The sequence below is a fragment of the Micromonospora taraxaci genome, assembly GCF_007830095.1.
In the GTDB taxonomy this organism is placed as follows: Bacteria; Actinomycetota; Actinomycetes; order Mycobacteriales; family Micromonosporaceae; genus Micromonospora; species Micromonospora taraxaci.
Genome location: NZ_VIWZ01000002.1, coordinates 624,425 through 640,675 on the forward strand (window position 1 = coordinate 624,425; position 16,251 = coordinate 640,675).

The 16,251-nt window shown below is 72.3% G+C and carries 15 protein-coding genes, 1 tRNA gene and 1 pseudogene; 13 read left to right on the top strand and 4 right to left on the bottom strand.

Features of this window, described 5'->3' with window-relative positions; genetic code table 11:
* Nucleotides 1-4: 4 nt before the first annotated feature.
* The 7 genes from FHU34_RS32060 to FHU34_RS32090 all read left to right on the top strand — a co-directional run bounded on the left by FHU34_RS32060 (nt 5) and on the right by FHU34_RS32090 (nt 6,595).
* Nucleotides 5-718: a uracil-DNA glycosylase gene (locus tag FHU34_RS32060; protein WP_145786344.1), complete on the top strand. Its 714-nt coding sequence runs from the start codon at nt 5-7 to the stop codon at nt 716-718.
* 20 nt (nt 719-738) lie between these two features.
* Complete coding sequence (locus FHU34_RS32065) at nt 739-1,527, top strand: DUF4129 domain-containing protein (RefSeq protein WP_145786345.1); 789 nt, start codon at nt 739-741, stop codon at nt 1,525-1,527.
* On the top strand, nt 1,524-2,108 hold the full coding sequence (locus FHU34_RS32070) for a hypothetical protein (RefSeq protein WP_145786346.1): 585 nt from the start codon (nt 1,524-1,526) through the stop codon (nt 2,106-2,108). Before FHU34_RS32065 ends, FHU34_RS32070 begins: the two co-directional genes overlap by 4 nt.
* Nucleotides 2,108-3,115 carry an AAA family ATPase gene (locus FHU34_RS32075; RefSeq protein ID WP_145786347.1) on the top strand — a complete coding sequence of 336 codons (1,008 nt, stop codon included), beginning with the start codon at nt 2,108-2,110 and terminating at the stop codon, nt 3,113-3,115. Before FHU34_RS32070 ends, FHU34_RS32075 begins: the two co-directional genes overlap by 1 nt.
* The gene (locus FHU34_RS32080) at nt 3,115-4,545 is read left to right on the top strand and encodes a DUF58 domain-containing protein (RefSeq protein ID WP_145786348.1); all 1,431 of its coding nucleotides are present in this window, start codon (nt 3,115-3,117) and stop codon (nt 4,543-4,545) included. The genes FHU34_RS32075 and FHU34_RS32080 overlap by 1 nt, the downstream gene beginning before the upstream one ends.
* A 55-nt stretch (nt 4,546-4,600) precedes the next feature.
* Nucleotides 4,601-5,161, top strand: a complete 561-nt coding sequence (locus FHU34_RS32085; RefSeq protein WP_423436564.1) for a hypothetical protein — start codon at nt 4,601-4,603, stop codon at nt 5,159-5,161.
* A 102-nt stretch (nt 5,162-5,263) separates the two neighbouring features.
* Complete coding sequence (locus tag FHU34_RS32090) at nt 5,264-6,595, top strand: NAD(P)/FAD-dependent oxidoreductase (protein ID WP_145786350.1); 1,332 nt, start codon at nt 5,264-5,266, stop codon at nt 6,593-6,595.
* 65 nt (nt 6,596-6,660) lie between these two features.
* Here the strand turns inward: FHU34_RS32090 and FHU34_RS32095 are convergent, their stop codons facing one another.
* Nucleotides 6,661-8,517: a hypothetical protein gene (locus tag FHU34_RS32095; RefSeq protein ID WP_208745230.1), complete on the bottom strand. Its 1,857-nt coding sequence runs from the start codon at nt 8,515-8,517 to the stop codon at nt 6,661-6,663.
* Nucleotides 8,518-8,618: 101 nt separating this feature from the next.
* Between FHU34_RS32095 and FHU34_RS32100 the strand changes: the two genes are divergently transcribed.
* The 4 genes from FHU34_RS32100 (at nt 8,619) to FHU34_RS32115 (ending at nt 10,884) form a co-directional block, all read left to right on the top strand.
* Nucleotides 8,619-8,699 (top strand) — tRNA-Leu (locus FHU34_RS32100).
* 107 nt (nt 8,700-8,806) lie between these two features.
* Nucleotides 8,807-9,622 (top strand): Bax inhibitor-1/YccA family protein, encoded by an 816-nt coding sequence (locus FHU34_RS32105; RefSeq protein ID WP_145786351.1) that lies wholly within the window; start codon nt 8,807-8,809, stop codon nt 9,620-9,622.
* Between the two features lie 148 nt (nt 9,623-9,770).
* Nucleotides 9,771-10,529: a Bax inhibitor-1/YccA family protein gene (locus FHU34_RS32110; protein WP_145786352.1), complete on the top strand. Its 759-nt coding sequence runs from the start codon at nt 9,771-9,773 to the stop codon at nt 10,527-10,529.
* 34 nt (nt 10,530-10,563) lie between these two features.
* Nucleotides 10,564-10,884: a hypothetical protein gene (locus tag FHU34_RS32115; RefSeq protein WP_145786353.1), complete on the top strand. Its 321-nt coding sequence runs from the start codon at nt 10,564-10,566 to the stop codon at nt 10,882-10,884.
* A 38-nt stretch (nt 10,885-10,922) separates the two neighbouring features.
* Here the strand turns inward: FHU34_RS32115 and FHU34_RS32120 are convergent, their stop codons facing one another.
* The 3 genes and pseudogenes from FHU34_RS32120 to FHU34_RS32130 all read right to left on the bottom strand — a co-directional run.
* Nucleotides 10,923-12,185: an acetyl-CoA C-acetyltransferase gene (locus FHU34_RS32120; protein ID WP_145786354.1), complete on the bottom strand. Its 1,263-nt coding sequence runs from the start codon at nt 12,183-12,185 to the stop codon at nt 10,923-10,925.
* A gap of 77 nt (nt 12,186-12,262) precedes the next feature.
* Nucleotides 12,263-13,075, bottom strand: a complete 813-nt coding sequence (locus tag FHU34_RS32125; RefSeq protein ID WP_145786355.1) for an SGNH/GDSL hydrolase family protein — start codon at nt 13,073-13,075, stop codon at nt 12,263-12,265.
* Nucleotides 13,061-14,124: pseudogene (locus FHU34_RS32130) on the bottom strand (SGNH/GDSL hydrolase family protein); the annotation flags it as partial. The gene FHU34_RS32125 and the pseudogene FHU34_RS32130, both read right to left, overlap by 15 nt.
* A 150-nt stretch (nt 14,125-14,274) precedes the next feature.
* Here FHU34_RS32130 and FHU34_RS32135 point away from each other — a divergent pair.
* Nucleotides 14,275-14,631, top strand: a complete 357-nt coding sequence (locus FHU34_RS32135; RefSeq protein ID WP_145786357.1) for a YkvA family protein — start codon at nt 14,275-14,277, stop codon at nt 14,629-14,631.
* Between the two features lie 71 nt (nt 14,632-14,702).
* Nucleotides 14,703-16,073 carry a cystathionine beta-synthase gene (locus tag FHU34_RS32140; protein WP_145786358.1) on the top strand — a complete coding sequence of 457 codons (1,371 nt, stop codon included), beginning with the start codon at nt 14,703-14,705 and terminating at the stop codon, nt 16,071-16,073.
* Nucleotides 16,074-16,251 lie beyond the last annotated feature (178 nt).

Below are 16,251 nucleotides of genomic sequence, written 5' to 3' on the forward strand. Positions count from 1 at the left end.
ACAGGTGGTCGCCCGCGCAGCGCGGGCGACCGACCTGGCCGACCTCGACGCGGGCATCAGCGACTGTTTTGCCTGCCCTCGGCTGGTCGAGTGGCGGGAGGAGGTGGCCCGCACCCGCCGGGCCTCCTTCCGTGACCAGGAGTACTGGGGTCGGCCGGTGCCCGGCTTCGGCGCTTCCGACGCGCGGATCGCGATCCTCGGTCTGGCGCCCGCGGCGCACGGCGGCAACCGCACCGGTCGGATCTTCACCGGCGACCGGTCCGGTGACGTGCTGTTCGCCGCGCTGCACCGGGCCGGGCTGGCCAACCAACCGACGAGCGTCGCCGCCGACGACGGGCTCGCCCTGCGCGACATCCGGATCTTCTCGGCCGTCCGATGTGCGCCGCCGGACAACAAACCGACCCCCCAGGAGCGGGACACGTGCGCACCCTGGCTGCACCGCGAGGTCTCGCTGATCCGGCCCACGCTGCGCGTCGTGGTCGCGCTCGGCGCATTCGCCTGGGCTGCGTGGTGGCCGGTGCTGCGTCAGGTGTACGGGCTGCGACCGCCCAGCCCGCGACCGGCGTTCGGTCATGGGGCACACTGGTCCGGCACAGCCGCTCCGGACCTGCTGGGCAGCTACCACGTCAGCCAGCAGAACACCTTCACCGGGCGGTTGACGCCAAAGATGCTGGACGACGTCTTCGACCAGGCTAAACAGCTGGCCGAGGTGGACTGAGAACGCGTGGGGCGGTGGCGATGACAGACGGAACACGCCCACCCGCGCCGTCACCTGCTGACGAGTCCGGTGTGTTGCGCCCGGCGTTGGGCCTGCTTCGCAGGTGGTGGCCGGTCGGCGCGGTGGCCGCGCTGCTGGCCGGTGCCGCGCTGGCGTCCGCCCACTCGTCGCTCGGGACCAGTCGGATCCCACCAGCGGCGGAGAACGTGCCCTGGGTGCCCGAGTACCCGACCGTCGAGCCGTCGCCGTCCATCCCGGTCGAGCCACGCGAGGCCGGCGAGGCCACCCAGGCGCACATACCGCAGTGGATCGCCACCGTGGCGATGGTCCTGCTGGGGCTCGCCATCCTGGCCGCCCTCGGCTACCTGACCTGGGTCCTGATCCGGGGTGCGTTGCGTCGTACCACCCGGACGTTGCCGGCGCAGCGGGCCCGGCGTACCGCCGAGGGCACCGCCCGCGAGGTGGTCGCCGCCCTCGACGCCGGCCTGGTGGAGCTGGACGACCGGGACACCGACCCACGGGTGGCGGTGATCGCCTGCTGGGTGCGCCTTGAGGAGGCCGCCGCCGCGGCCGGCGTGCCACGGCTCACCGGGGACACCCCCACCGATCTGGTCAGCCGACTGCTGCGCGGAGACCCGGCGGCCGGTGTGCCGGCGATCGTCAGCGCCGACGTGCTGGCCGAGTTCGCGCACGTCTACCGGGAGGCCCGGTACGCCACCCGTCCGGTCGACGAACGCACCCGCGACCAGGCCCGCGCCGCGCTGCGCCGGCTGCGTGGCGAGCTCACCACGGTGGTGACGACCACATGAGCAGCACCAGCATTGACGACCTGCTCGCGTTCGAGGAGGAAGCGGCGCCGTCCGGTCCGCCGGAGCGCCGCTCCCGGTTGGGTCCCGTGCTGCGTGCGCTCGCGTGGGCCGCCGCGCTGGTCGCGGTGCTGCTCGTCGGTCTCCGCGCGGTCGGCCTCCAGATCTCACTGCCGGTACTGATCGCAGGGGTGCTCGCCGTCCTGGCGGTCCGCCGGGTCACCGCCCTGCTCGCGCCGCCACCCCCGCCGCCGGCCGGTGCCCGGTCCGCGCCGGGCGAGGAGGACGGCAGCTACAACTGGGGTGCCCGGGACGCGCTGCGGAGCGCGATCAACCGGTGGGAGTGGCCCCTGGACTGGTCCGCGACGCGACCCGAGCGGTTCACCGGGACGGTGCTGCCCCGGATCGGTGAGCTGGCCGACGAGCGGATGCGCCTGAAGCACGGCGTCACCCGCGAGTCGGACCCGGCCCGTGCCCGTGCACTGCTGGGTGACCGGCTGTGGACGTTCCTGGAGACCCCGCCTCGCCGCACCCCGTCGCCGCGCGACCTCGCGGTGATCGTCGCCGAACTGGAGAAAATCTGATGAAGGACGTGGACCGGAGCATCGCCCCCGCCGAGGTCGGCCACCTCGCCCGGGCCGTCCTGGACGCGGTCGGCACCGTCGTGGTCGGCAAGCGGGACGCGTTGGAATTGGTCCTCGCCGGCATCCTCGCGGGTGGGCACGTCCTGCTGGAAGACCTGCCCGGGTTGGGTAAGACGCTCACCGCGCGCTCGTTCGCGCAGGCGCTCGGGTTGGACTTCCGCCGGTTGCAGTTCACCCCCGACCTGCTCCCCGCCGACGTCACCGGTTCGTTCCTGTACGACCAGCGCAACGGCGACTTCGCCTTCCGGGCCGGCCCGGTGTTCACCAACCTGCTCCTCGCCGACGAGATCAACCGGACGCCGCCGAAGACCCAGTCCGCGCTGCTGGAGGCGATGCAGGAGAAGCAGGTCTCGGTGGAGGGTGTGACCTACAAGCTGGATGAGCCGTTCCACGTGCTGGCCACCGCCAACCCGATCGAGTACGAGGGCACCTACCCGCTGCCCGAGGCGCAACTGGACCGGTTCCTGCTGCGGGTCTCGTTCGGCTACCCGCACCACGAAGAGGAGTGGGAGGTGCTCCGCCGTCGGATGAGTCGTCGCCGCGAGGAGGCGGACATCAAGGCGGTGGTCGACGCGGCCACGCTGCGGGCCATGCAGGCCGCCCTGGAGGACGTTGTGGTGGAGGACTCCGTCGGCCGGTACATCGTGGCCCTCACCGCGGCCACGCGGGAGCACCCGTCGGTGCTGGTCGGCGCCTCACCGCGCGGTTCGTTGGCGCTGCTGCTGCTGGCCCGGGTGCGTGCCGTCTTCGCCGGGCGGGACTACGTGGTGCCGGAGGACGTCAAGGAGGTGGCCGCACCCGCGCTGGCCCACCGGATCACCCTGCGCCCGGAGATGTGGTTGCGCCGGGTCGATCCGGCGTTCGTGGTCGGCGAGGTGCTGGAGGGCACGCCGGCACCGGCGAGTGGCGCACTGCCCAGCTACGCCGCTGGCGGGCCCCAGCGCTGATGACCGCACCGACCGAGTCGAGATCCACCGAGCCGGAACCGGCCGCCGGCTGGGCACCCACCCCGGCGCTCGGTCGGGCGGTGCTGCTCGCCGGTCTGCTGCTCGTGGCGGGGGTGCTGCTGGGGCGGGTCGACCTGATCGTGCTGGCCGCCCCGTTCGCACTGGGCACCGCGTACGCGCTGCGTCGGCGGCCGACGGCGCTGCCGCAGGTGTGGGTCACCGCAGGTGACGACGGGCCACTGGTCGAGGGCGGCGCCGCGACGGCGGCCGTCAGCGTCGGCAATCCGGACACTGTCGACTACGACCTGGTGGTGCTGCGTACCCGGGTGTCGCCGTGGCTGCGGATATTTCGGGCCGGCTTCGCCCGGGACGAGGCTGTCGCCGACGTGCCGCCGACCGGTGGTGAGGGTCCGGCGGCCAGCGGCGCGGGTCGTTCGGTGGCCGACCGGCCGTTCGTGACGTCGGTGCCCGTCGGGTCGGCTGTCGACCTGGAGTTGGCCGGCCGCGCCCTGCGTTGGGGCCGACACCCGGTCGGCCCGGCCGGCGCTCGGGTCGCCACGGCAGGGGGCCTGCTGGTTTCCCGCGCGGTGATCGTCGAGCCGGTTCGCGTGCGCGTGTACCCGCGTACCGAGCCGTTCGAGGCGGTGGAGGCGATGCCCCGGGCCGCCGGTCTGGTCGGGGCGCACCACTCGCGGCGGCCCGGTGAGGGCGGCGAACTGGCCGGGGTACGGGTCTTCGCCCCCGGGGACCGGTTGCGCCGGATCGACTGGCGGGTCTCGCTGCGCGCCCGCCAACTGCACGTGGCCTCCACCCTCTCCGACCGGGACGCTGAGGTGGTGGTGCTGCTCGACGTGCTCGCTGAGGCGGGGCGTTCCGGCGGGGTGAACGGTGCCGCCTCGGTGCTGGACACCACCGTCCGGGCCACCGCCGCGATCGCCGAGCACTACCTGCACCGCGGTGACCGCGTCTCGCTGCTGGAGTACGGGCCGGCAGCCCGCCGGCTCCGTCCGGCGGCCGGACGACGGCAGTACCTGACCGTCCTGGAGTGGCTGCTCGACATTCACGTCACGTCGTCCTCGCACGAACCGTACGACCAGGTTTTCGGCCCGCAACTGCTGTCGTCGGACGCGCTGGTGGTGGTGCTCACCCCGCTGCTTGACGAACGGTCGGCGCAGATGCTCGCCCGGTTGGCCCGCGCCGGCCGGTTCGTGGTGGCTGTCGACACGTTGCCGACGGATCTGGTGTCACCGAAGGACCGGGGGTGGGCCGAGGTGGCGTACCGGCTGTGGCGGTTGGATCGTGAGGTCATGATCGGGCAGCTCCGGGAGCACGGCGTGCCGGTGGTGCGCTGGGCCGGCGCCGGGAGCCTGGACCAGGTGCTGCGGGATGTGGCGAGGATGGCGACGGCCCCAAGGGTTGGTGGCCGGTGAGCGCGAGGAGTGAGCTTGCGGGCCCCGCAGTCGCGAACGAGCGGAGGGGCAGATGATCGACGCCGTGTCCGGGCGGGTCCGGGCGGTCCAGAACGCTGTCACCCGGATCAGCGTCGCTCCGCTCCTGGTGCGGTGTGCGATCTTCGTCGTCGTGCTTGCCGGGTTCGCCCTCGCCTTTCCCGCTGAGGTGCTTGCCGGGCGACCGATCCTGTTCCTGACGGTTGCCGCGTTGTTGCCCGCCTTCGGCCCGCGTCGGGTCTGGGCGACCTTCACGGCGTTGGTCACTGTCGGTGGCTGGTTGCTCGCCACCGACGGGTACGGCCGCCCGGTTGCCCTCTGGCGGCTGCTCGCCCTCGCCGCCCTGCTCTACCTGGGGCACACCCTGTGCGCGCTGGCCGCGCTGCTGCCGTACGACGCGGTGGTGGACCCCGAACTGATCACTCGGTGGCTGCTGCGCTCGGCGGCGGTCCTGCTGGGCACCGCCGTGCTGGGGGTGCTGTTGTTGCAGGCCGGGGCCATGGGCGCGGACACCGGATACCAGTGGGTGACGGTGCTGGGTTTGCTGCTCGCCGTGGGTACGGCAGCGTTGCTGGGCTGGCTCCTGCGGCGGCGGTGACCGCTGCTACGGGAGGGTTACGCAGGTCACAGGGGTTGTGCTCCGTCACAGATGGGGGGCGCGAGCGGGATTACCTGAGCCGGCCGGGGAAAGATAGACAACGTGAATCCGAAGCGGATCCTTGTGGTTGGTGCCGGGCACGTCGGTCTGTACGCGGCCCTGCGCCTGTCGAAGAAGCTCAGCTCCCGTGAGGCTGAGGTCATGGTGGTGGATCCCCAGCCGCACATGACCTATCAGCCGTTCCTGCCCGAGGCGGCGGCGGGCAACATCTCCCCGCGGCACTCCGTGGTGCCCCTGCGGCGGGAGTTGAAGCGCTGCAAGATGGTGGCCGGCACTGTCACGCGGATCGAGCACGACCGCAAGGTGGCGACCGTGCAGCCGATCAGCGGCCCGGCCCGGGAGATCACCTACGACCACGTGATCGTGGCCCCGGGCTCGGTGTCCCGCACCCTGCCGATCCCCGGCCTGCACGAGCAGGGCATCGGGTTCAAGACCATCGGCGAGGCGATCTACCTGCGCAACCACGTGCTGGACCGGCTCGACGTGGCTGCTGCCACGCCCGATGCGGACGTCCGTCGCGCGGCGCTGACCTTCACCTTCGTCGGCGGTGGATACGCCGGCATCGAGGCGCTCGCCGAGATGGAGGACATGGCTCGCGACGCCCTGCGTTACTACCCGGAGCTGAAGCAGGACGAGGTTCGCTGGGTGCTGGTCGAGGCCACCCAGCGGGTGCTGCCCGAGGTCGACCGGGACATGGGCGCCTACACCGTCCAGCAGCTGATGAAGCGGAACATGGACATCCGGCTGGACACCCGGCTCGAGTCCTGCGTCGACGGCGTGGTGAAGCTCTCCGACGGTGACAGCTTCCGGTCCGACACGATCGTGTGGACGGCCGGCGTGAAGCCCTCGCCGATGCTGGACTCGACCGACTTCCCGCGCGACGACCGTCGGCGGATCACCTGCCTGCCCACGCTTCAGGTGGTCGACGGCGACCAGGTGGTCGAGGGGGCGTGGAGCGCCGGTGACTGCGCCGCGGTGCCCGACCTGACGAAGGAGCCGGGCAACTTCTGCTCGCCGAGCGCGCAGCACGCGGTGCGTCAGGCCGCTCGGATGGCCGACAACATCGCCGCCGTGATCCGGGGCCGCGAGCCGGTCGACTACAAGCACAAGCACGTCGGCAGCGTCGCCAGCCTCGGTCTGCACAAGGGCGTCGCCCAGGTGTACGGGATCAAGATGACCGGCTGGCCGGCCTGGGTCATGCACCGGACGTACCACATGAGCCGGATCCCGTCGTTCAACCGCAAGGTCCGCGTGGTGGTGGACTGGACGCTGGCGTTCGTCCTCAAGCGTGAGGTTGTCGCCCTGGGGCAGCTGCACGACCCGCGTGAGGAGTTCTCCGAGGCATCTCAGCCGGTCGGCGCCCCGCGCGTCTGACCAGCAAGCTTGCGAAAGGGTCCCTTCCGTCGGAGGGGGCCCTTTCGTCATGCCTGGGCTAACCGTCAGACCCGCCAGATCCAGGCGTCGGCGACCCGGGTGGCTGGGCCGTAGAGCTGTTCCAGGGTCGCCCGCAGGCTCTCCGCGTGCGGGGCGCCGTCGGCCAACGCCACGCAGGAGGCGCCCCAGAACTCGGCGTCCCGGGCGGCCTGACGGCGCTGCTCGTCGCCGATTGCCGGTTGGTCGCCGCGTCGGGCGACGTCCGCCAGCAGAGCGGAGGTGGGCTGCTTGAAGGTGCCCATCGCGGCGCTGCCGCCCCGCCCGTACGGGCCGATGAAGAACCCCTCCGGCAGACCGAACGCGGCGTCGGCGGCGGTGGCCCAGCGCATCGGCCAGGGCTCCTTGGGCGTGGGCAGTGGCACCGGGACCAGCACCCCACCGGGGCGGACGCACTGCCGCCAGTGTCCGCCGGTGACGAATTCCGGCACAGCGGGTCGTTCGGCGGTCGGCAGCGGGGTCGGGAAGATCGGTAGCAGCGCCGCGCCGACGGCCAGTGGCACCAGCCGTCGTACGCGACCGGTGCTCCGCAGAGCCCGGTCGACCGCCAGCACCAGCAGTGTCGCGATGATCGGCAGCAGTGCCAGCGCGAACCGCATCGGCAGCGCGCCGTCCACCACCGGCAGCCCGCCGATCAGGGCGTACGGGCCGGGAATCGCCGTCTTGGTGCCGCCGAGCACCACTTCCGGGCCGAGGGAGAGCGCACCCATCACCAGGCCCGCCACGACGCAGGCGAAGACCAGTCGACGTCGCCCGACCCATATCGCGCAGGCCGCGGCGACCAGCAGCAGGGGCCAACCCAGGAAGGTGTTGTACTCGGCCGGTCCGGTGGTCAGCCGGGCCGACTCGTCGCTGCCGGCCACCGACAGTGGGGAGACCGTCCACCAGCTGCTCAGGTCGGCGGAGAAGTAGGCCGGCGTGAACATGCCGTCGGCGACTCCCTGCGGGCCGGCGAACTGGAACCACAGCGGGTAGCCGAGCACCATCAGGGCCAGCCCGGCGGCGATGGCCAGCCCGCCGGCGAAGCCGGGTAGCGCCCGCCGGGCCAGGTCCCGGTCCGCCACGGCATAGCTGATCGCCATCACCAGCAGGGTGATGGCGGCGAGGAAGAGCACCTCCTCGCCGACGAAGACCTGCGCGGTGACCGCGGCGGCCAGCCCGACAGCGGAGGTGATCATCCGTCGGCGGTCCGGCCCGGCGGCCAGGTCGCGACCCGGACCGTCGGGTGTCGGCCCCGGGTCGGACGCGCGCAGCAGCCGGACCACCAGCCACACGATCACCGGTACCAGCCACTGGGCGGTCATGTGCAGGTGGCTGTTGGTCTGCGAGACCATCCCCGGGCCGAACCCGCACAGAGCCCCGCCGAGCACGGCGGCGAGCCGGCGGGCCCGCAGCGTCCGGTGGAACAGCAGGTACCACGCGAGAGCGGTGCCGGCGAGGTTGGCGGCGGCGAGCAGCGCGAAGGTGACCGGCGCGCCCAGCAGCAGCGTGACCGGCGCGAAGGCGACGCCGAGCGCGATCACCGTGGTGTTGGCCATCAGGTTGACGCCGTCGGGGGCGTTGAGCCGGTCGCTGAGCAGGTCGAAGTCGCCGAGCAGCGCGCGGGCGTCGACAGCGAGGAACCACTCGTAGAGGGCCTGGTCCTCCGGGTTGAGCGACAGGATGCGGCCGGCGGGGTCGGGCCACAGTCCGTGGGTGAGCCAGCCGGCCAGCACGGCCCAGAGCAGAGCGACAAGCACATCGCCCCGGTGTCGGCCGACGGCGGCCAGCAGCCGGGTGGTCCGAGGACGGCGGTTGACCTGATCGGCGGGGCGGAAGGCCTGCTCAGGGGCGGCGTCGGGGGCCGTGGGGGCTGCGCTGCTCACGGCATCGACCCTAATGTGGCCAACCCGTCGGGGTACGCCGGGTCGCCGGAGACCGGCTACGGTGACACTGCACTGTGCGTGTCGGCGCGCCGGTGCCACCCGCCCGGGTGGTGGAAAGGCAGACACGGCCGCCTTAAAAGCGGCTGCCGAAAGGCGTGCGGGTTCGACCCCCGCCCCGGGCACCCGTCACTCAGACGCATTCTCATTCGTGATCACCAGGACTTGGCTGCGCCGTTTACTCTTGGAGGGCACGTTCACGTGCAAACGACCCCCTGAGGGAGGCCAGACAGTGAAGACCTCGAACCCGGTGCTCGCCCGGCTCGGCCAAGCGGCCGAGCGGGAGCGCTCCGCCGGGTACGCCCCGGCCGGGCCGTACGGACAGCCCGGCATTCCCCAGCAGTACCCGTCCCAGGCCGGCTACCCGGCCGCGCCCCCCACCGTCGCGCCGATGACCGTCGACGACGTGGTCGTCAAGACGGTCGCCCTCCTCGGCATCCTCGGCATCACCGCTGCGGCCGCCTGGGTGCTCGTGCCCGACGCGCTGGTCGGTACCGCCTGGATCGGCGCGGCGGTGGTCGGCCTGGTCCTCGGCTTGATCATCTCGTTCTCCCGGATGGCCAACCCGGCACTCGTCATCGCGTACGCGGTCGTCGAGGGTGTCTTCGTCGGCATGGTCAGCAAGGCGTTCGAGACGGCGTACGACGGCATCGTGCTCCAGGCCGCCGCAGCCAGCTTCGGCATCTTCTTCCTGATGGCGATGCTCTACAAGGCGAAGGTCATCCGGGCCACCCCGGCGTTCGTCAAGGGCATGATCGCTGTCATCACCGGCCTCTTCGCGGTGATGCTGATCAACTTCGTGCTGGCGATGTTCGGCGTCAACACCGGTCTGCGTGACGGCAGCCCGCTGGCGATCGGCTTCAGCCTGGTCTGCATCGTCGTCGCCTCGCTGAGCTTTGTGCTCAGCTTCAAGGAAATCGAGGACGGCGTCCGGATGGGCCTGCCGCAGCGCTATTCCTGGGTGGCCGCGTTCGGCATCCTGGTCAGCCTGGTCTGGCTCTACATCGAGATCCTGCGCCTGCTGAGCTACTTCCAGGGCGACGACTGACCTCGTCCGGCCTTCCGAACGGCGCCCGTCCCCGCTCTGGTGGGGGCGGGCGCCGTCGTCCGCGCCGTTTCCCCGCCGCCGCCGGTCCGCCCGGGGCAGAGTGACTGCGAGGGCAACACCCGGGGGTACGCGGGCGAAGGAGGCGGCGGTGCGCAGCAACAACCCGGTACTCAACCGGCTGGACGAGGCCGGCCGGGTGGAGGCCCGGGTGCTCGGCTCCCGCGACGTCGAGCCGATGACCGTCGACGACGTGGTGGTGCGTACCGTCGGGCTGCTCCTCGTCACCGGCGCGGCGGCGGCGGTGTCCTGGGCGGTGATCCCGGACGCGGCGTGGCTGGGCGCCGCGCTGGCCGGCAGCGCGCTCGCCTCGATCGCGCTGGTCCTGGTCATCTCGTTGCGCGCGATCACCAACCCGGTGCCGATCGTCGGCTACGCCGTGCTCCAGGGTCTGCTGCTGGGGGTGGCGAGCCGCGCCTTCGAGCAGGTCTATCCCGGCATCGTGGTGCAGGCGGTGGCCGGCACCTTCGGCGTTTTCCTCGGCATGGCGGCGCTCTACCGGGCCCGGGTGATCCGGGCGACCCCCCGGTTGGCGCGTCTGGTGATCGGCACGCTGCTCGGCATCGCCGTGCTCAGTGTGGTCAACCTGGTGTCGTACCTGATCTCCGGACGGCCGGGGCTGGCGGTCTACAGCGTCAGTGGCGAGGTCGGCTGGTTGCCGTACGCCTTCTCGGTGGTCGCCATCATCGCCGGGGCGTTCAGCTTCATCCTCGACTTCGATCTCGTCGAGCGTTCGGTGCGGGACGGGCGACCCCGCCGGTTCGCGTGGCTGAGCGCGTTCGGCCTGCTCACCGGGTTGGTCTTCCTCTACTGGCAGTTGCTGCGGCTGCTCAGCTACCTGCGCCGCTGACCGACGCCCGCAACCGGCCGTAGACTCGGCGGCGATGAGCGCAGCGGAGTTGGACAAGGCCGTGACGTTGCTGGTGCGTCAGGTGGTGCACTGGCAGCAACCGCGCTGGGCGGCGGTCGCCACCGCAGGCAACGCGTCCCGCGCCGACCTGGTGCACCGGTTGGTGCAGGAGGTCGCCAACCTGGCCGCTGACGCAGAAGGGGAGCCGCGACGGACGGTGCCCCGGCTGGACAACGACCTGGCCCTACCCGACCAGGTGCGGGTGGTGGTGGCGGACCTGTTGGCCGCCGGGGCCGACGACGAGGTGCTGGCGCGGGCCGCCGCCGAGGTGACGGCGACCCGCAGCGCGCTCTGAGGCCTGCTCCGCGATGGGCGGGAGCGACCGGCGGCGGCTCAGCTCAGCCGTTCGAGCACCATGGCCATGCCCTGGCCACCACCCACGCACATCGTCTCCAGACCGATGGTCTTGTCGTGCCATTCCAGGGCGTTCAGCAGGGTGCCGGTGATCCGGGCACCGGTCATCCCGAACGGGTGACCGACCGCGATGGCGCCGCCCATGACGTTCAGCTTCTCCTCCGGGATGCCCAACTGGCGGTAGGAGGGGATGACCTGCGCTGCGAACGCCTCGTTGATCTCGACGAGGTCGACGTCGTCGATGGTCATCCCGGCCCGGCGTAGCGCCTGTCGGGACGCCTCCACCGGCCCGAGGCCCATGATCTCCGGCGACAGGGCTGTCACACCGGTGGAGACGATCCGGGCCAGCGGGGTGAGCCCGAGTTCCTCGGCCCGCTGGGCGCTCATCACCACCACGGCGGCCGCCCCGTCGTTGAGCGGGCAGCAGTTGCCAGCGGTGATGCGGCCGTCCGGGCGGAACACCGGCTTGAGGCCGGAGACCGCGTCGAGGGTGACGCCGGCACGGGGACCGTCGTCGGTGCTCACCACGGTGCCGTCCGGCGTGGTGACCGGGGTGATCTCCCGGGCCCAGAAACCGTCGGCGATGGCCTTCTCGGCGAGGTTCTGGCTGCGTACGCCGAACTCGTCCATGTCGGCGCGGGTGACGTCGTACACCTGGGCCAGGTTTTCCGCGGTCTGCCCCATGGTCAGGTAGATGTCGGGCAGGTCGCCCGTCTCGCGCGGGTCGGTCCACACCTCGGCGCCGCCCTGCGCGCGTTGCTTGGAGCGCTCGGCGGCCGCGCCGAAGCGGGGGTTCTCCCAGCCACCGCCGACCAGGGCCTGGGCCTCGGAGGGCAGCCCGTCGGAGCTGCCCCGGGCGTAGCGGGACACCATCTCCACGCCGGCGGAGACGAACACGTCGCCCTCACCGGCCCGGATCGCGTGCATCGCCATCCGGGTGGTCTGCAACGACGAGGCGCAGTAGCGGGTGAGCGTGGCACCGGGCACGGTGTCCAGACCGAGCAGCGTCGACACCACCCGGGCCATGTTGAAGCCCTGCTCGCCGCCGGGCAGGCCGCACCCGAGGTAGAGGTCGTCGATGGTGGTCGGGTCGAGCGCGGGGACCTTGTCCAGGGCCGCCTGGACGATGGTCGCGGCGAGGTCGTCGGAGCGGACGTCGCGCAGGGACCCCTTGTACGCCCGGCCGATGGGGGAGCGGGCGGTGGCGACGATGACGGCGTCGCGGGACGACTCAATCGGCATGGACCAACGTTAACCCGCCAGTAACATGGCGCGGAAGGCGCAGGCGCGGCGGGAAATGTCACCCCCGCCGGGCCGATCTAGCGCCGGGTGGCGACCGTCGCGGCGGCGGCGACGGCGGGCAGCAGCGCGTGCGCCCAGACCCGGTAGCCGTCGGCGGAGGGGTGGAAGCCGTCGTGGCAGAGCGTCCCCGCGTCGGCCCGGAACACCGGCCCGGTTTCGGTGGCCAGGTCGACCACGGAGCCGCCGGCGTCGAGCACGGCAGTGGTCTGCGCTCGGGCCATCCGCCGGCCGGACCAGCCGACCACTTGGCGTAGCGGAGGGGCGATGGCACGCACCGCGCCGAGGTCGGGGCAGGTGCCGACGACCACCTCGACCCGCGCCTCCCGCAGCCGGTGCACCGCCGCGCCGAGATAGGCCGCCGCGTCGGTGGGCCGGCGCAGCCCGGTGGCATCGTTGGCGCCGATCAGGATCAGCGCCACGTCGGGCCGCTCACCGAGCAGGGACCGGGCCACCTGGGTGGCCAGGTCGGTCGAGCGGGAACCGGAGACACCGACGCTGGACAGGTGCACCCGCCGGCCGGTCGGGCCCTCGGCGAGCAGGTGTGCCAACTGCCCGCCGATGGTGTCCTCAAGACGGTCGACACCGACGCCCAGGGCCGACGAGTCACCGAGCAGCACCAGCCGCAGCGGGGGAGCCTCGGCCCGGCCGATCGTGGCCCGCAGGGCCAGCCCCAGCTCCGGCTGAGCGTAGCGACGGTGTCGGGCGACGAACGCCTCGCCAGCCAGGACGGCAGCGCCCCCCACGGTGCCGGCGAGCAGCGAGAACGCCGCCGCTCGGCCCAGCCGGCCGGCGACGCCGGCGGTCACGCCCCGCACTGTGCGCTCGTTCATGCCAGTCCCTCCACTGTCGAGGTGTCCGAGGCGGAGCCGTGCTGCGGCGCCGCGCCCACACCGAAGAACGCGCGGCGACGCAGTTGCGCCCACCTGCCCGCCGGCCCTCGGTCGCGGCCCCGGACCCGGGTGGCGCTGACCTCCGTGCCGGCGTGCCGGGCCGCCTCCTGCGCGGCCTCAGGCAGCGACCGTACGCCCTCGCCCCGGGTCGGCGTAACCCGTCTTTCCTGCGCAGCGCCGAGCGCGGACAGCATCGTCGGCAGGAGCGCGGCGGCGGCCATCGCGTAACCCTCGGCGGAGGGATGGAACCGGTCCCAGGCGAACATCCGGGTCGGCTCGGCGGTGAACCGGGGGCCGAGCAGGTCGCCGAGGGAGACCGTCCAACCGCCCGCCTCGACCACGGCGACCGTCTGGGCGGCGGCGAGTTGCCGGCTCCACCGGTGCGCCAACCACCGCAGCGGCGGTTGGATCGGGCGGATCGCGCCCAGGTCGGGGCAGGTGCCGACGACCACTTCGCAGCCGGCGTCGCGCAGCGTGTGCACCGCCTCGACCAGGTAGCGCACCGCCAGCCCGCGCGGGGTGCGGTTGGTGATGTCGTTGCCACCGATGAGGATCACCGCGATGTCGGGTCGGCACTCCAGAGCCGCCTCCACCTGGTGACGGAGCGCCGAGGAGATGGCACCGACCACCGCGAAGCGGTGCAGTCGCACCGGCCGGTGCAGCCGACGGGACAGACCGTTGGCGAGCAGCGCCCCAGGTGTCTCCCGACGGCGGTGCACCCCGTAGCCGGCCGCCGACGAGTCACCGAGCACGACCATGGTGAGCGCAGGACCGGGGAACTTCGCGCCGTACATGCCGTCGCATCGCGGGGGCGGCGCCTCGGCCATCGGGATGGTGCGTCGAGCCTGCCGAGCCTGGCCGAGCAGCACCCCGCCGGTAGCCACCGCGGCCGCCGCGGTGGCACCCGTGCCGATGGCCACCAGGCGGGCGAACCGCCGGGCCTGTCGCCATCTCGCACCACCGGGTACGACGGAATCAGCCACCCCCATACCGCGACATTATCGCGCCGGCACGACACGCCGCTGTCGTCGTGACGGCACCCGGGTGCCTGGAAACCGACGCGACGGGGTATCTGTCCAGGAGAGGCCGGCCGACTTGCGCGGACCCGCCACGCTGATCCGGCGGAGAGGAGCACGACGATGGGGAAGACACTGAAGCGCAGCGCGGCGTTCGCGGCACTGGCGCGGGCACTGGCGTCCGGGGCCCGGGGTGGGCCGTCGTTGGGCACCCGCCTGGCCGCACTGCCCCGGATGATCCGGGCCACCACCAAGGGAGAGTACGACGGCGGCCTCCGGCTGGCCCTGATGACAGCGGCCACGGCGTACATCGTCTCGCCGATCGACCTGCTCCCGGAGATCCCGCTGGCCATCTTCGGGCTCGCCGACGACGCGGTCATGATCACCTGGTTGGCCGGCAGCGTGCTCGCCGAGACCGATCGCTTCCTGGAGTGGGAAGGCCGCCGCAGCTCGGTCATCCCCGGGGGGCTGGCGCCCTGACGGCACGTACGCTGGGCGCGAGTAAACGTCTGCCCGGCCGCCGTTGCCGGCGCCGCAACGAAGGGCACACCGTGCAGTACTACGACAACGTCGTCGACATGATCGGCAACACCCCGCTGGTACGTCTGCGTAACGTCACCGAGGGCATCCAGGCCACCGTGCTCGCCAAGGTGGAGTACGTCAACCCGGGCGGCTCGGTGAAGGACCGGATCGCGCTGCGGATGGTGGAGGACGCCGAGGCCGCCGGCCTGCTCAAGCCCGGCGGCACCATCGTCGAGCCGACCAGCGGCAACACCGGTGTCGGGCTGGCCCTGGTGGCCCAGCTCAAGGGCTACAAGTGCGTCTTCGTCTGCCCGGACAAGGTCAGCCAGGACAAGCAGGACGTGCTCCGGGCGTACGGCGCCGAGGTGGTGGTCTGCCCGACCGCGGTCGCGCCGGAGGACCCGCGCTCGTACTACAACGTGTCCGACCGGCTGACCCGGGAGATCCCCGGCGCCTGGAAGCCCAACCAGTACAGCAACCCGGCCAACCCGCGCTCGCACTACGAGACCACCGGCCCGGAGCTGTGGAAGCAGACCGAGGGTGGGCTCACCCACTTCGTGGCGGGCGTCGGCACCGGCGGCACGATCTCCGGCATCGGGCGGTACCTCAAGGAGGCGTCCGAGGGTCGGGTCCGGGTCGTCGGGGCGGACCCGGAGGGTTCGGTCTACTCCGGCGGCACCGGCCGTCCGTACCTGGTGGAGGGCGTCGGCGAGGACTTCTGGCCGGAGACGTACGACCGGGGTGTCGCGGACGAGATCGTCGAGGTCTCCGACAAGGCGTCCTTCGAGATGACCCGGCGGTTGGCCCGCGAGGAAGGCCTGCTGGTCGGCGGCTCCTGTGGGATGGCGGTGGTCGCCGCGCTGGAGGTCGCCCGCAAGGCCGGTCCGGACGACGTCGTGGTGGTGCTGCTGCCGGACGGCGGCCGGGGTTACCTGTCGAAGATCTTCAACGACTCGTGGATGGCCCGGTACGGCTTCCTCGACAACTCCGGCGCGGAGCCGACGGTGGCCGACGCTCTGGCCAGCAAGCCGGGCGGGCTGCCCGAGCTGGTGCACGTGCACCCGACCGAGACGGTTCGCGACGCGATCGACTACATGCGCGAGTACGGCGTCTCGCAGCTGCCGGTGCTGAAGGCCGAGCCACCGGTGGTGACCGGCGAGGTGGCCGGTTCGATCGCCGAGCGGGACCTGCTCGACGCGCTCTTCACCGGCCAGGCCCACCTGCACGACACGATCGAGCGGCACATGGGCGACCCGCTGCCGATGATCGGCGGCGGCCAGCCGGTGAGCGAGGCGGTCGGGCTGTTGGAGAAGTCCGACGCCGCGCTGGTGCTGGTCGACGGCAAGCCCAAGGGCGTCCTGACCCGCCAGGACCTTCTGGCCCACCTAGGCGCCCACTGACTCCCGCCCGGTGCCCCGCCTGCGGGCGGGGCACCGGGTGACTGTCGCGCCCTTTGCTCTGCTTACGCATACGCACCACCACCCACCCCCGCGCTGACCCCGCACTCACCCCCGCCCTCGCCCCGGCTGCGCGTCGATCATGGACTTGTGGTGGTGCCCAAAGGGGGCATAAGTCACC